At 39.2% G+C, this 14,788-nt stretch carries 12 protein-coding genes; 9 read left to right on the top strand and 3 right to left on the bottom strand.

Annotation, left to right across the window (positions count from 1 at the left end):
* Positions 1-3 precede the first annotated feature (3 nt).
* The 5 genes from ACFIK4_RS00350 to ACFIK4_RS00370 all read left to right on the top strand — a co-directional run bounded on the left by ACFIK4_RS00350 (position 4) and on the right by ACFIK4_RS00370 (position 5,907).
* The gene (locus ACFIK4_RS00350) at positions 4-1,371 is read left to right on the top strand and encodes a pyruvate dehydrogenase complex E1 component subunit beta (RefSeq protein WP_375674508.1); all 1,368 of its coding nucleotides are present in this window, start codon (positions 4-6) and stop codon (positions 1,369-1,371) included.
* Between the two features lie 14 nt (positions 1,372-1,385).
* On the top strand, positions 1,386-2,729 hold the full coding sequence (locus ACFIK4_RS00355) for a pyruvate dehydrogenase complex dihydrolipoamide acetyltransferase (protein ID WP_375612899.1): 1,344 nt from the start codon (positions 1,386-1,388) through the stop codon (positions 2,727-2,729).
* A 223-nt stretch (positions 2,730-2,952) separates the two neighbouring features.
* Complete coding sequence (lpdA, locus tag ACFIK4_RS00360; protein WP_375674511.1) at positions 2,953-4,413, top strand: dihydrolipoyl dehydrogenase; 1,461 nt, start codon at positions 2,953-2,955, stop codon at positions 4,411-4,413.
* 67 nt (positions 4,414-4,480) lie between these two features.
* Complete coding sequence (gene lipA / locus ACFIK4_RS00365; protein ID WP_375674513.1) at positions 4,481-5,443, top strand: lipoyl synthase; 963 nt, start codon at positions 4,481-4,483, stop codon at positions 5,441-5,443.
* A 2-nt stretch (positions 5,444-5,445) separates the two neighbouring features.
* Positions 5,446-5,907 (top strand): type II toxin-antitoxin system RatA family toxin, encoded by a 462-nt coding sequence (locus ACFIK4_RS00370; protein WP_273791149.1) that lies wholly within the window; start codon positions 5,446-5,448, stop codon positions 5,905-5,907.
* A 597-nt stretch (positions 5,908-6,504) separates the two neighbouring features.
* On the opposite strand, the gene ACFIK4_RS00375 is transcribed toward ACFIK4_RS00370, so the two are convergent.
* Genes ACFIK4_RS00375 through rirA form a run of 3 tightly spaced genes read right to left on the bottom strand, consistent with a single transcriptional unit; the run spans position 6,505 to position 8,648 of the window.
* Positions 6,505-6,993 (bottom strand): CinA family protein, encoded by a 489-nt coding sequence (locus ACFIK4_RS00375; RefSeq protein WP_375611275.1) that lies wholly within the window; start codon positions 6,991-6,993, stop codon positions 6,505-6,507.
* A complete protein-coding gene (locus ACFIK4_RS00380) occupies positions 6,990-8,180 on the bottom strand; it encodes a bifunctional 2-C-methyl-D-erythritol 4-phosphate cytidylyltransferase/2-C-methyl-D-erythritol 2,4-cyclodiphosphate synthase (RefSeq protein ID WP_375613044.1) in 1,191 nt (396 codons plus the stop codon). The genes ACFIK4_RS00375 and ACFIK4_RS00380 overlap by 4 nt, the downstream gene beginning before the upstream one ends.
* Positions 8,181-8,204: 24 nt before the next feature.
* Positions 8,205-8,648, bottom strand: a complete 444-nt coding sequence (gene rirA, locus ACFIK4_RS00385) for an iron-responsive transcriptional regulator RirA (protein ID WP_375611276.1) — start codon at positions 8,646-8,648, stop codon at positions 8,205-8,207.
* A gap of 172 nt (positions 8,649-8,820) precedes the next feature.
* Between rirA and ACFIK4_RS00390 the strand changes: the two genes are divergently transcribed.
* The 4 genes from ACFIK4_RS00390 to ACFIK4_RS00405 are packed head-to-tail and all read left to right on the top strand — an operon-like array spanning position 8,821 to position 14,649.
* Entirely contained in the window at positions 8,821-11,088 is a 2,268-nt protein-coding gene (locus ACFIK4_RS00390) for an ATP-binding protein (protein WP_375611277.1), read from the top strand.
* A 1-nt stretch (position 11,089) separates the two neighbouring features.
* On the top strand, positions 11,090-12,448 hold the full coding sequence (locus ACFIK4_RS00395) for a sigma-54-dependent transcriptional regulator (protein WP_375611278.1): 1,359 nt from the start codon (positions 11,090-11,092) through the stop codon (positions 12,446-12,448).
* Positions 12,449-12,452: 4 nt separating this feature from the next.
* Entirely contained in the window at positions 12,453-13,829 is a 1,377-nt protein-coding gene (trkA, locus tag ACFIK4_RS00400) for a Trk system potassium transporter TrkA (protein ID WP_375611279.1), read from the top strand.
* A gap of 10 nt (positions 13,830-13,839) precedes the next feature.
* The gene (locus ACFIK4_RS00405) at positions 13,840-14,649 is read left to right on the top strand and encodes a hypothetical protein (protein ID WP_375674517.1); all 810 of its coding nucleotides are present in this window, start codon (positions 13,840-13,842) and stop codon (positions 14,647-14,649) included.
* Positions 14,650-14,788: the final 139 nt, after the last annotated feature.

Consider the following 14,788-nt stretch of genomic DNA (forward strand, 5'->3'; position numbering starts at 1 on the left):
AGTATGTCTATTGATATTTTGATGCCGACGCTTTCACCAACTATGGAAGAAGGTAAACTGTCTAAATGGCTCAAGAAAGAAGGTGATAAGGTTAGCTCTGGCGATGTTATTGCTGAAATTGAAACGGATAAGGCTACAATGGAAGTAGAGGCCGTTGATGAAGGTACTCTTGGTAAAATTTTTGTGCCTGAAGGTTCAGAAGGCGTAAGGGTTAACACTGTTATTGCAATTTTGTTAGAAGAAGGTGAGCGTGCTGAGGATATTTCGCAACCTACTGATACAGCACAAAAAACTAAGGAATCTGCTCTTTCTCTACCTTTGTCAGTTCCGCAGGCTGCTCCTACTTTTGATACATCTCTTAATTTTGATATTCCAGCGGGAACACAAATGGTTACAATGACAGTTCGTGAAGCGCTTAATCAGGCTTTGGCTGAAGAAATGCGGCGTGATGAAACAGTTTTTCTTATGGGGGAAGAAGTCGCGCAATATCAAGGTGCCTATAAGGTTAGTCAGGGTTTGTTGGAAGAGTTCGGGGAACGCCGAGTTATTGATACCCCAATTACAGAGCACGGCTTTGCTGGGCTGGCTGTTGGGGCTGCTTTTGGTGGGTTACGTCCTATTGTCGAGTTTATGACCTTTAATTTTGCGATGCAGGCGATGGACCAAATTATTAACTCAGCAGCCAAAACACGTTATATGTCTGGTGGACAAATGACCGCTCCTATGGTTTTCCGAGGTCCCAATGGCGCGGCTGCCCGTGTTGGTGCTCAACATTCTCAATGTTATGCTGCATGGTATAGTCATGTACCAGGTCTGAAAGTTGTCATGCCTTATAGTGCTGCAGATGCAAAAGGTTTGCTGAAATCTGCTATTCGTGATGATAATCCTGTTATTTTCCTTGAAAATGAGATTTTGTATGGGCATCAATGTGATGTTCCTCAACTGGATGATTTTCTTTTGCCTATTGGTAAGGCACGTATTCATAAGTCTGGACAAGATGTGACGATTGTTGCATGTGGAATTGGGATGCATTATGCTGTTCAAGCGTTACCAGAAATTGAAAAACTTGGTATTGATGTTGAATTGATTGATTTACGAACCATTCGCCCGATGGATCTTCCAACAATTCTTTCGTCAGTTAAAAAAACAGGTCGTTTGGTAACAATTGAAGAGGGATTTCCTCAGTCATCTGTGGGAACTGAAATAGCAACGCGTGTTATGCAGCAGGCTTTTGACTATCTTGATGCGCCAATTGCTACGATTTCTGGTAAAGATGTTCCGATGCCTTATGCCGCTAATCTTGAGAAATTGGCTTTGCCTAATACTGCTGAAATCATTGAGGCAGTTCAGGCTGTGACATACAGAGCATAACGGAGGAAAGCATAATGCCCATTAAAATTACAATGCCAGCGCTTTCCCCTACGATGGAAGAGGGAAATTTAACAAAATGGAATATTAAGGAGGGAGATAAGGTTTCCTCTGGTGATGTTATTGCTGAAATTGAGACGGATAAAGCGACAATGGAAGTCGAAGCCGTTGATGAAGGTAGGGTTGCTAAAATTGTTGTTCCTGCTGGAACACAAGGCGTTAAAGTAAATGCTTTAATTGTTGTTTTAGCAGAAGAAGGTGAAGATTTAGCTGAAGCTGCAAAAGTTGCAGAAGAAATCTCTTCTTCTACAAGACAAAAACCAGAGGGCATCAAACAGACAGATTCTCTGAAACAGACGGACTCAAAGGGAATAAAAATGTCTCATGAATCATCAACTGGGCAATTAATACAGCAAGATAAAAAGGAAGCTCGTCTTTTTGCCTCTCCCTTAGCGCGGCGATTAGCATCTCAGGCAGGTCTTGATTTATCCCTTATTTCTGGAAGTGGTCCGCATGGGCGCATTATTAAGCGCGATGTAGAAAAAGCTGTGAGCAGCGATATGTCTAAAGTGTCTTATTCATCATCGATAGGGGAGCTAATAGCTACAGGTGCTTCGGACAAACAGATATTGAAACTCTTCAAAGAGGATGAATATAGCTTCGCTCCCCATAATAATATGCGTAAAACAATCGCGACACGTTTGGTGGAATCAAAACAGAGAGTCCCACATTTCTATGTAACGGTAGATTGTGAACTTGATGCGCTATTAGCACTGCGTACACAACTGAATGCTGCTGCTCCAATGGTTAAGGGGCAGGAAGAAACTCAGCCTACTTATAAGCTTTCTGTTAATGATATGGTGATCAAAGCTGTTGCACTTTCTTTGAAAGCGGTTCCTGATGCGAATGTTTCTTGGCTTGAAGGCGGGATGCTTCATCATAAACATTGTGATGTTGGGGTTGCTGTTTCTATTCCCAATGGATTAATTACACCGATTATTCGCCATGCAGAGAAAAAGCCGTTATCACTTATTTCCAAAGAGATGAAGGATTTTGCAAAGCGTGCGCGCGAGGGCAAGTTAAAAATGGAAGAATATCAGGGTGGAACAACAGCTGTATCAAATATGGGGATGTATGGTATAAAAAGTTTTTCGGCTATTCTTAATCCACCGCATGCGACGATTTTTGCGATTGGTGCAGGGGAGCAACGCGCCGTTGTTAAAAATGGTGCATTAGTTGTTGCGACAGTTATGTCAGTTACGCTTTCTGCGGATCATCGTGCTGTCGATGGTGCTTTAGCAGCAGAGCTCGCGCGGACTTTTAAGAAGATGATTGAAAATCCATTAGCAATGTTGGTTTGAACTGTTTAACAGTTCTTCACGTAAATTGTGAGAGAGTGTATTTAAGAGAATAGAAACAAATTTAAAGAGTTTGAAGAGCAGAGGTATTGCTATTTCTGGTTTGGGTAAAGCATTTACGTGAAGCTTAAAGCAAAGACATAAGATAATTCTCTCATATTGTTTTACAGTCTTAAGTTCAAAAAATGCATATCCATTTTATATATATATCCATGGAGGAATTACTGTGGCAAATCTTTATGATGTAATTGTGATTGGATCAGGTCCAGGCGGATATGTAACCGCAATTCGTGCAGCACAATGTGGCTTTAAGACTGCGATTGTTGAACGTGAACATTTGGGAGGGATCTGTTTAAATTGGGGATGTATTCCAACAAAGGCCCTTCTACGTTCAGCGGAAATGAAACATTTTGCTGAACATGCGACAAATTATGGATTAAAAATTAATGGTTCAATTGAGGCAAACATCAAAGATGTTGTGGCACGTTCACGGGGTGTTTCAGCACGTTTAAATGCTGGTGTTGGTTTTTTAATGAAAAAAAACAAAATTGATATTATCTGGGGTGAAGCAAAGCTTACTAAAGAAGCAAAGGGAAGCCTTCCTGCGGAAATTATGGTTTTTTCATCCTCCAAACCGATTATGCAACCGCAAAATCCAGTCCCTAAAGGGACGTTAGGGGAGGGAACTTATCAAGCAAAGCATATCATTATTGCAACGGGCGCACGTCCTCGTGTCCTTCCTGGTATTGAGCCAGATGGAAAACTCATTTGGACTTATTTTGAAGCTATGATACCGCCAGCAATGCCAAAATCGCTTTTGGTTATAGGGTCTGGGGCTATTGGCATTGAATTTGCTTCTTTTTATCATGATATGGGGGCGACAGTAACTGTTGTTGAAATGATGCCCCATATCATGCCTGCTGAAGATATTGAAATTTCAACGTTTGCTCGTAAACAGTTAGAGAAAAGAGGTTTACGCATTCTTCGTCAAGCAAAAGTAACAAAGGTTGAAAAGTCTTCCGATTCTGTGACTGTACATATTGATGTTCAAGGTAAAATAGAGACAATAACTGTTGACCGGTTGATTTCCGCTGTTGGGGTGCAAGGTAATATTGAGAATCTTGGTTTAGAAGCTTTGGGAATAAAAACCGATCGCGGCTGCATTGTAACTGATGAATGGAGTTGGACGGGGGTGGAAGGTATTTATGCTATTGGTGATGTAGCAGGCCCTCCTATGTTGGCCCATAAAGCAGAAGAAGAAGGTGTGATATGTATTGAGCATCTTGCAGGTTTGAAAAGCGCTCATCCACTTGATAAAAGAAAAATTCCAGGGTGTACATATTGTACACCACAGGTTGCCTCTGTAGGGCTTTCAGAAGCGGCAGCAAAAGAAGCAGGTTATGATATACGTATTGGTCGTTATTCTTTTGCTGCGAATGGTAAGGCGATTGCTTTGGGTGAAGATCAGGGGTTAGTAAAAACGATTTTTGATAAAAAAACAGGACAGCTTCTCGGGGCCCATATGGTAGGGGCTGAGGTAACAGAATTGATACAGGGTTTTGTTATTGCTATGAATCTTGAAACAACAGAAGAAGAATTAATGCATACTGTCTTTCCACATCCGACCTTATCGGAAATGATGAAAGAAAGTGTATTAGATGCTTATGGTCAAGTTTTAAACGCTTGATGACTGGATTGTATGAAAAATTTTATATTTTTGATTGTTACTTCGTATTTATAAGGCAAAGGCTTAAATGGTTACGGTTGTTGATAGAGTTGCAAATAGACGATTGCGTCATCCTGAAAAGGCACATCGTCCTGATACAAGCGTTCAAAAAAAGCCAGATTGGATTCGTGTAAAAGCGCCAACATCACCAATTTATAAGGAAACACATAGTATTGTACGTACGCATAAGTTAGTGACTGTATGTGAAGAAGCTGGTTGTCCTAATATTGGCGAATGTTGGAGCCAGAGGCATGCTAGCTTTATGATTTTAGGTGAAATATGTACGCGTGCTTGTGCTTTTTGTAACGTTGCAACAGGTATTCCACTTGCCGTTGATGATAATGAGCCAGAACGTATCGCTGATGCTGTTGCACGGATGGAATTAAAACATGTTGTCATTACATCTGTTGATCGTGATGATCTTGCTGATGGTGGTGCTGAGCATTTTGCAAAAGTTATTTATGCGATTCGTCAAAAAACTCCTAAAACAACAATTGAAGTTCTTACACCTGATTTTCGTCATAAGGATGGCGCTTTAGAAGTTGTTGTTGCTGCTAAGCCTGATGTTTTTAATCATAACTTAGAAACAGTTCCTTCTAAATATTTGAAGGTCCGTCCAGGGGCACGTTATTTTCATTCAATTCGTTTATTACAACGTGTTAAAGAACTTGATCCAACAATTTTTACAAAATCGGGAATTATGGTTGGCCTTGGGGAGGAGCGAAATGAAGTTTTGCAATTGATGGATGATTTGCGCGCTGCTGATGTTGACTTTATGACAATTGGACAATATTTGCAGCCTACACGAAAACATCATCCAGTTGTTCGTTTTGTGCCTCCTGAAGAATTTGAGTCTTTTGCCAAGATTGGTAAAGTAAAAGGATTTTTACATATGGCCTCCAATCCTCTAACGCGTTCATCTCATCATGCTGGAGATGATTTTGCCATTTTGCAAAAAGCGCGTGATGAAAAATTTTCCTTACAGAGATAATTATGCCGATTTTTACAATACATCGGCAGATCACCCATAGTGCCAGTGAAATGTTTGATCTGGTTTCAGATATTGAGCGTTATCCTGAATTTTTACCAATGTGTGAGTCTTTAATAATACGTTCTCGAAAAGAATATGGAAAAAAAATATTGCTTCTTGCGGATATGACCGTTGGCTATAAGATTATTCGTGAAACTTTTACGACTCAAGTATTTCTTCAGCCGGAAAAAAGTCTTATAGAAGTTAAATATATTGATGGTCCATTCAAATATCTTGAAAATCGTTGGGCCTTTCATGATATTGAAAATACCAATGCATGTAATGTAGAGTTTTTTATTGATTATGAATTTAAAAGTAAAACGCTTGGATTAGTGATGGGCTCAATGTTTGATATTGCGTTTCGTAAATTTACCGAGGCTTTTGAGAAGCGTGCGCATCAGATTTATGGCTCTACGGTAACATAGTCTATTCTGTTATTTTTTAACAATACCTATTGCTTAAACAGCGTGAAGGTGAAAACCGGTTTCCATCTTTACTATTTGTTTTTAATTCAGCTTTCAAAAGCATATTGAAGGAATATCATTTTAAATGATGAAGATGATGCACAGCTTCATGCTTTTGTTTCTCTCTTTTTTAATGGATGCACACTCGTTAAACAAAACGCCCAAATAGAACCTGCTTGCGTCATACCCATTTCATAATAGTGCTCATAATAAATAGTATAGATTTTCGTAAAAGTATATAAAATCTACATCTGTACACTTATGAAGAATTCCTCCTGTATCATTTATTTGCCATCTCTCAAGATGTTGTGCCAGCTCTTAGCACTTGAGAGAAGTACAAGTGTCTCTTTCTTTAATCATTTTATTTATACAGTTTTTTCTCTTGTGGCGTGCAAGTGAATAAATTTGATTAATTCAATCTACACAGGACTGAAGTGAGATAACTTTACGCTATTCAGATCTTTCATTTTCAAGTTGTGATACAATAAAATTTTTTCAAGATGTTGACGATTATAGACTCGATGGGGAATAAAGAATTTTGAAATTAGTATGGGGAATTCAGTGAAGCAATTCCAGAATCATTTTAAAAGCATTTTCAACAGTTGCGTGGCGGATAGCATTGCGATTAAGATGAGCAAAGTGCATTTCTTTGTGCAGGGGAGAGTGGTTTTTGTAAGCAACTGCGCAATGCACAAGTCCTACAGGTTTATCAAGACTTGCACCTCCTGGACCAGCAATTCCTGTTACAGAAACTGCAATGTCAGCTTGTGAATGTTTTAATCCACCCTCAGCCATTGCAAGAGCAACTTCTTTTGAAACGGCACCATAGGTTCTTATAAGTTCAGCACAAACGCCAACAAGGCGTGTTTTGGATTCATTTGAATAAACAACAAATCCACAATCGAGAACATCTGACGATCCTGCTATATTTGTGAGGCATGCAGCAATGAGTCCCCCTGTACAAGACTCTACAGTTGTTAACAGCAAACCTTTTTGGCGAAAGGTATTAAGGACTTCATGTGCGTGTTTTTCACAAAGATATGTCATTGGGGAATTTCTCCTGAATAAAGGACGCTCACTGTTGCAAGAGCAGCAATTCCCTCACCACGACCAATAAATCCAAGCCTTTCATTTGTTGTTGCTTTGATAGAGATTCGATCAGGTGTTATTGCAAGTATTGTTATAAGATTTTCTGTCATGGCATGACGATATGGACTAATTTTAGGATTTTCAGCGATAATTGTGATATCAACATTGGCGATACGACCACCTGCTTGTTTTATAATATCAAGAGCATGACGGAGAAAAATTTCTGATGATACATTTTTCCATTGAGGATCAGAGGGAGGAAAATGTGTACCGATATCTCCAGCACCTTGAGTTGCAAGAAGGGCATCTGTTAATGCATGAAGAGCAACATCCGCATCGGAGTGTCCATTTAATTTTTTATGAAAAGGGATTTTTATACCACATAATATAAGAAAATCACCATCCTCAAAAGAGTGAACATCATAACCATTGCCGGTACGAATATCAGGAAATATTTGCATTTTCTTTTGGAGATATAAATGTGCAGTATTAAAATCTTCATGCCATGTAATTTTTATGTTGTTAGGATCTCCAGGAACGGTACGCATAGGAATTCCAAACCATTCGGCAATTGCAGAATCGTCAGTGAATTCTTGTTTGCAAGCTTGTTTTGCTTGTTTATGGGCCGCTAAGATATGTTCAAAGGGAAAACACTGTGGAGTTTGTGCACTATAAAGATGGGTACGGGGAATTGTTTCTAAAACATGCTGATTATTTATACGTTTAAGGGTATCAGAGATGGGCAGAACAGGAAGAACACCTTCTTGAGGCGTGATAGTGTTGTGAATGTTATTAAGAAGCTTGTTTTCGATAAAAGGGCGTGCACCATCATGAATATGCACATATTGGGGGGCAAATTTTTTGAGTGCCTGAAGTCCATATAAGGTAGAGATTTGACGTGTATTGCCTCCTTCAACGATAATAAGGCGCTCTTTAAAATCGTCAATAGCTTGTTCACAGATTTGACGATCTTCTGGATGAATAACAAGAATAATTGTTGTGATAGCTGGATGCTGCAAAAAACAATGCACGGTATGATAAATAATTGGCTTTTGTCCTAGAAGCCGATATTGTTTTGGAATTTTATGGGGAGATCCTGCTCTTTCACCCCGTCCAGCGGCTAATATTATTGCTGCAATAGAAATACTTAATCTCCTTGTATTATAATCTTAGTTTGCTTTTTTGTCATTAATTTTAAAATGATTTTGAAAGGATGGTTGTTGTAGATCAGCAAGGGATATCACGGATAACACCTCAAAAAAAGCATTTAATGCTTTTTGAAGTGCGGTATTTAAACCACAAAAATCAAACAAGGGGCAAGTTGGTTCTGCAGTATCGAAACATTCTGCGAGGGAAAAGTTGTCTTCTGTTACTTTCACAACATCCGCGACTGAAATTTCTGCTGCGGGTTTAGCCAATCTAACTCCACCATTGCGTCCACGCACTGTTTGTATAAAACCTGCTTGAACAAGCAGCTGAAGGATTTTAAATAAAAAAAGCTCTGAAACGGCATATGCTTTAGCAATTTCTGGAACACGACTGAGAGTTCCCTGATTATCTGCACAATACATAAGCATTCGAAGAGCATAATTTGTTTGTTTTGTTAATCGCATCTCATTTCCTTCGTAAAGTATCGTCGAACACAGTCTATTTTAAAGATATTTTGCAAAATGTAGAAGTTTTTTCTCGTTGACTATATTTGCCTATTTTAAATGTAGTATTAGTATTGTCAATTTTTGCTACAAAAGGTTATATGAGAATAATGGGATAAGGGTATGTAAGCTCATGACGAATATAACATCTGTGACGAATCTTCAAGACATAGATAAAAATACTTATAACGATGAGTTGTATCGTTTAAGTAAGGTATATATTTTTTTAGGGATTACAATTATTGTATTGGCTTTACTTACGGCCTCTGTTTCATTTATTATTCTTATTGGATTAACTCCTGTTGTTCCCAGTAGAACAGTAACCCTTATTCTTATAGGAATTAATAGTTTTTGGGTTTTAGGGCTTATTGTCATCGTTTTTTATGAGATGATACCGATCATTCGTGCTTGGCGTTCAAGGCGTGCAGGATCGCGTCTTCATGTGCGCCTTATTTCATTGTTTGCACTTGTTGCGACAATGCCAGCTGTTGCTGTAGCTCTTGTATCGGGTCCAGCACTAAATTTGGGACTTGATCGATGGTTTGATACAACAACGCGGCAAATTGTGGGCTCTTCTATTGATTTAGCAAATGCTTATGCAGATGAAATGCTCCAAAATTTAAAAAATTTATCCTACGCGATGGCATTTGCACTTGATAACAAAAAACTCTTAGAACGTAATCCAGCTGAATATAGGATGCAATTGACGCGTCATGCTCTAGGACGCAATTTGCGTGGTGCATTTTTGTTAAGTTCTAGTGGAGCTATTTTTGTATCGAGTGCTCTTGGTGATGAAGATAAACTGCCAATTCCTCCTTCTCATCTTATTGAACGTGCAACCAGTGCGAGACCTTTTTCTTTTCAACCAGGCGTTCATGATTATTTTGGTATTATTTTAAAATTTACCAATATTCCAAACACATTTTTATATTTGGTGCGTGACGTTGATAAAGGTGTTTTATCTGCTTTGCGTTTGACAGAAGTTAATACAGATCGTTATCGTGATTTAAATGAGAATCGCCTGCTGACACAGATTGCATTTGGTATGCTTTATTTGTGTCTTTTTTTTAGTTTATTCTTATCAGCCATTTGGGCTGCTATTGCTGTTGCTGATCGCTTAGTACGTCCTATTCGTCTTCTCATTAGTGCTGCCGATGATGTTGCTTCTGGAAATATGGAAATTTTCGTGCCAGTACGAGCAAAAGATGGAGATATTGGGCAATTATCCAAAACTTTTAATTACATGGTCAGTGAATTGAAAAGTCGGCGTAATGAATTGATTGCAGTGCGTGATCAAATTGATGAAAGACGGCGTTTTTCTGAAGCTGTGTTATCGGGTGTAACAGCGGGAGTAGCAGGTATAGATGATAATGGTGATATCACCATTATCAATCGGTCTATTGAAGCGATGTTTGATATTCGCTCAGAGCGCGTTGTTGGAAAAAGTCTTTTATCTTTAAGCGCTGAAATTTGGCAGGTTTTTCAGTTTGTGCGTTCATTGGATCGTAAAAACCATCGTGAGCAGGTCACTTTAAACGTTGCAGGAAAAGAGCGTGTCTGTAATGTCCAAGTTACGATGGAGGAGGATGATGGACAAGGGCAATCTTGGGTTCTAACAATTGATGATATTACAGACCTTGTTGCAGCGCAACGTACAGCGGCGTGGGCGGATATTGCGCGGCGTATTGCACACGAAATTAAAAATCCTCTTACACCTATTCAGTTATCCGCTGAACGCATTCGTAAACGTTATAACAAAGCTATTACACAAGATAGAGAGGTCTTTGAGCGGTGTATTGACACAATTATTCGGCAGGTTGGAGATATTGGGCGTATGGTTGATGAGTTTTCCTCTTTTGCACGTATGCCCAAACCCAAAATGCATATTTTAGATATACGAGAATTGTTGCGCGAAGCATGTTTCTTGATAGAGGTGACGCGACATGATATTCATTTTGAGCAAGATTTAGGAACTCTACCACTTATGGGTGCATTTGATAACCGTCTCATTGTACAGGCTTTTTGCAATGTTATCAAAAACGCGAGCGAATCCATAGATTCAGTTATGCGAGAGGAAAATATTCACGGTCATATTCTTATCCGTTCTTATCGTCAGGAAGAATGGGTGGTTGTGGATGTTGTTGATAACGGGAAAGGACTTCCTAAAGAGCAAAGACAAAAGTTATTAGAACCCTATATAACAACGCGGGAAAAAGGAACAGGGCTGGGGTTAGCTATTGTGCGCAAAGTTATTGAAGATCACGGTGGTTTCATGGAGCTTCATGATGCACCGGAGAGTTTTTATGAAGGTCGTGGTGCGATGATCCGTTTGATATTTCCAGCGGATGGGGGTAAGCAGGGTAATATTATACAAGCCATAAATCATAAGATAGGGGAATAGTATGGTATCAGATATCTTGATTGTTGATGATGAAGCAGATATTCGTGAGCTTGTTGCTGGTATTTTAGATGATGAAGGTTATGAAACGCGTGTTGCTTGTAACTCTGATGAAGCATTGGCTCAAATTAGTGAGCGTATTCCAAAGCTCATTTTTTTGGATATTTGGCTACAGGGTAGTCGTCTCGATGGTTTAGCACTGCTTGATGAAATTAAAACACAATATCCGGCTCTTCCGGTCGTTATGATCTCTGGTCATGGTAATATTGAGACGGCTGTTTCCGCTATAAAGCGAGGGGCATATGATTTCATTGAAAAACCTTTTAAAGCTGATAGACTTGTATTGGTTGCAGAGAGAACACTTGAAAATTCAAATTTAAAACGTGAGCTTTTAGAATTGCGAAAGCGTTCGAACGAGACATTAGAGTTGCTCGGAAAATCGACAGTTATAAAAAATTTGCGTCAAATCATAGAAAAAGTAGCACCAACCAATAGTCGCATCATGATAACAGGTCCTTCAGGGGCAGGAAAAGAGACTGTTGCACGAGCTATTCATGCGCTCTCAACGCGTTCGAATGGGCCATTTGTTACAATAAATGCTGCAACGATTACTCCGGAAAGAATGGAAATAGAGCTGTTTGGCAGCGAAATGGAGGGAAGAGAGCGTAAAATTGGTGCCTTAGAGGAAGCTCATGGCGGTATCTTATATCTTGATGAAATTGCTGATATGCCGCGTGAGACTCAAGGGAAGATTCTTCGGGTTTTAACGGGGCAAACATTTGAGAGAATTGGCGGCACAAAACGTGTTAAGGTGGATGTCCGTATCATTTCTTCGACAGCGCAAAATCTTGAAAACCTTATTTCTGATGGGCGCTTTAGGGAGGATCTTTTTCACCGTCTTTCCGTTGTTCCTATTGTTGTTCCGCCCCTTTCAGCGCGTCGTGAAGATATTCCAGAACTTGTACATCATTTTGTAAAAACAATATCACAGCAGGTTGGGATTAAACCGCGTGCAATCAGTGATGATGTGATTGCTATTTTGCAAACGCACGCTTGGCCGGGTAATGTGCGGCAATTACGTAATAATATTGAGCGTCTTCTTATTCTTGTGCGGGATGGTGATGGTCCTATAACAGCGGACTTTCTTCCCAGTGAAGTAAGTGATTCTTTGCCACGTCTTCAAATGGATTCAGATGAAAGTATAATGGATTTGCCGTTACGTGAAGCTCGAGAATTATTTGAAAAGAGATATTTAGTGGCGCAGATTGGGCGTTTGGGTGGAAATATATCACGTACTGCTGAATTTATAGGCATGGAGCGTTCAGCTTTGCACCGTAAACTTAAAGCGCTTGGAGTTTCTTAAAGCGATGCGTATTATTATTTGTGGAGCAGGACAGGTTGGTTATGGGATAGCAGAGCGTCTTGCTGCTGAAAATCACGATGTTACTGTTATTGATATTGAAACGAGATTAATTGAAAAGATTCGCGATACATTGGATGTGAGAGGTTTTGTTGGTCACGGTTCACGGCCTGAAGTTCTTTTGGCTGCAGATGCAGACAAAGCTGATATGTTGATTGCTGTCACTTTGTTTGATGAAGTTAATATGGTAGCTTGCCAAGTAGCACATTCATTATTTAATGTGCCCACAAAAATTGCTCGTATTCGCTCACAATCTTATTTAGAACCACGTTATAAGACGCTTTTTTCCAGAGAGAATATTCCCATTGATGTGGTTATTTCGCCAGAAGTTGAAGTTGGGGAAATGGTTTTGCGCCGTATTGCTTTACCTGGTGCAATAGATGTTCTTTATTTTTGTAATGATGATATTGTGGCACTAGCTTTGGAATGCATGGAAGATTGTCCCGTTATTAATACACCTTTGCGTCAATTAACAGAGCTTTTTCCAGATCTTCATACGACGGTTACTGCTATTAAACGTGGCGCGGAATTATTGGTTGCACATTCAGAAACGCAACTACGCGTTGGTGATATAACCTATCTTGTTGTTTCTCGTGAACAGATGCGTCGTGCTGTTGGGCTTTTTGGTCATAAAGAACAAGATGCCCACCGCATGATTATTGCAGGGGGTGGTCACATTGGCCTTTATGTTGCACAGGCTATTGAAAAGCGTTTTCATAAATTAAAATTGAAGATTATAGAAGCGCATAGAGAAAGAGCCCTCACAATTGCTGATCAGCTTGAAAAAACAACAGTTTTATACGGTAACGTGTTAGATCCAGTGATTCTTCAAGATGCGGGAATTGATCAGTCCGATTTAATGATTACATTGACCAATCAAGATCAGGTTAATCTCTTAAGCGCTATTATTGCTAAAAGATTGGGCTGCAAAGCCAATATGGTATTGATTAATAATGTTGCCTATCAAGAATTTAGTCGTGCTGTTGGTGTGGATGCATATCTTAATCCCCATAGTGTTACAATATCGAGAATTTTGCAACAAATGCGCCGTGGGCGTATTCGTTCTGTTCATTCAGTTTTTAATGGCCGAGCAGAAATTATTGAAGCTGAAGTGATGCAAACATCTTCATTGGTTGGTAAGTCATTATCAGAGCTCAATTTATCAGATGGTTTGAGAATTGGTGCAATTTATCGCAATAAGACAATAATACAGCTTTCGGCAGATACGCGTATTTTGTCTGGTGATAGAATAGTGATTTTTGCTCTTGCTGATAGGGTTCGTGATGTTGAACAACTCTTTCGCGTAAGTTTAGAATATTTTTGATGTATTATCTATGGATATTTGTACTTTTTGGTATAGTGGACAATTAAGATTGGTAGATAGGCTTTGTTTGTCTTCAATGGTTAAAACTGGACAGCGCGTTAAGCTTTTTAGTTATGATAAAAAAATAGATAATCTCCCTGCTGGTGTTGAGCTGTATGAAGCCGAATCAATTTTACCACGCTCAGCAAGTTATCGCCTTGATCCCGATTTTTCTGATGATAAACTAGGGTGTACAATTGTTCAGTTCTCGGATTTTTTTCGTGTTATGCTGATGAAATATCAACAAGGTGTTTGGTTAGATACAGATGTTTACCTTGTTAAACAATTTCATCCAGATGCGGATAAGGTTTGGTTGGCAAGAGAAAATAATACAAGAGTAGGCGTTTCTGCACTTTATTTTCCGCCCAATAACCCTATTATAAAAATATTTGAGGATTATTGGGCAGGTGCAGAAATTATTCCTCATTGGCTTGGGTTTAAGCGTCGTGTTTGGAGACCGTTCTGGTTAAAGAGGAAAAACATGCCGATTTTACCGGGAAATCTTGGCGTTACAATATTTGGCAATGATGGTATTTCACGATTAGCAAAACGATATGGTTTTTTTCATGAAGCAAAGGAAAAGGAAACTTTTTATTATTGGACTGGGCGAAAAACTGAACGTATTTTTGAACCAGCTTTTGGCGTAAAGCCGCTTACAGATTCACGCTTGATAGGTTTTCATATTCACAGAAAGACAAAGACTACGAAAAGACCTCAGGAAGGAAGTTTTTACCATTGGGCGGTATCTCGCATTCCGGATGTTCATCATTTGTTTAGGTAGAGTTATTATTGCTATTTTAACTATTGAGATTTTAATCTATCTTATACAATCTCTTGATTGTAGCTTGCACAAGAGAGTAATGTTAACATATGGACAAAAACATTGAATGTGTAAAGAGCGGTTGTTATATGAACGGAAA

This window comes from Bartonella sp. AP9QHHD (assembly GCF_042195625.1).
In the GTDB taxonomy this organism is placed as follows: domain Bacteria; phylum Pseudomonadota; class Alphaproteobacteria; order Rhizobiales; family Rhizobiaceae; genus Bartonella.

Coding starts and splice junctions, on each gene's coding strand:
- ACFIK4_RS00350 (WP_375674508.1), top strand. CDS start 4: ATGTCTATTGATATTTTGATGCCGACGCTTTCACCAACTATGGAAGAA.
- ACFIK4_RS00355 (WP_375612899.1), top strand. CDS start 1,386: ATGCCCATTAAAATTACAATGCCAGCGCTTTCCCCTACGATGGAAGAG.
- lipA (WP_375674513.1), top strand. CDS start 4,481: ATGGTTACGGTTGTTGATAGAGTTGCAAATAGACGATTGCGTCATCCT.
- ACFIK4_RS00370 (WP_273791149.1), top strand. CDS start 5,446: ATGCCGATTTTTACAATACATCGGCAGATCACCCATAGTGCCAGTGAA.
- ACFIK4_RS00375 (WP_375611275.1), bottom strand. CDS start 6,993: ATGACATATCTTTGTGAAAAACACGCACATGAAGTCCTTAATACCTTT.
- rirA (WP_375611276.1), bottom strand. CDS start 8,648: ATGCGATTAACAAAACAAACAAATTATGCTCTTCGAATGCTTATGTAT.
- ACFIK4_RS00390 (WP_375611277.1), top strand. CDS start 8,821: ATGACGAATATAACATCTGTGACGAATCTTCAAGACATAGATAAAAAT.
- ACFIK4_RS00395 (WP_375611278.1), top strand. CDS start 11,090: ATGGTATCAGATATCTTGATTGTTGATGATGAAGCAGATATTCGTGAG.
- trkA (WP_375611279.1), top strand. CDS start 12,453: ATGCGTATTATTATTTGTGGAGCAGGACAGGTTGGTTATGGGATAGCA.
- ACFIK4_RS00405 (WP_375674517.1), top strand. CDS start 13,840: ATGGATATTTGTACTTTTTGGTATAGTGGACAATTAAGATTGGTAGAT.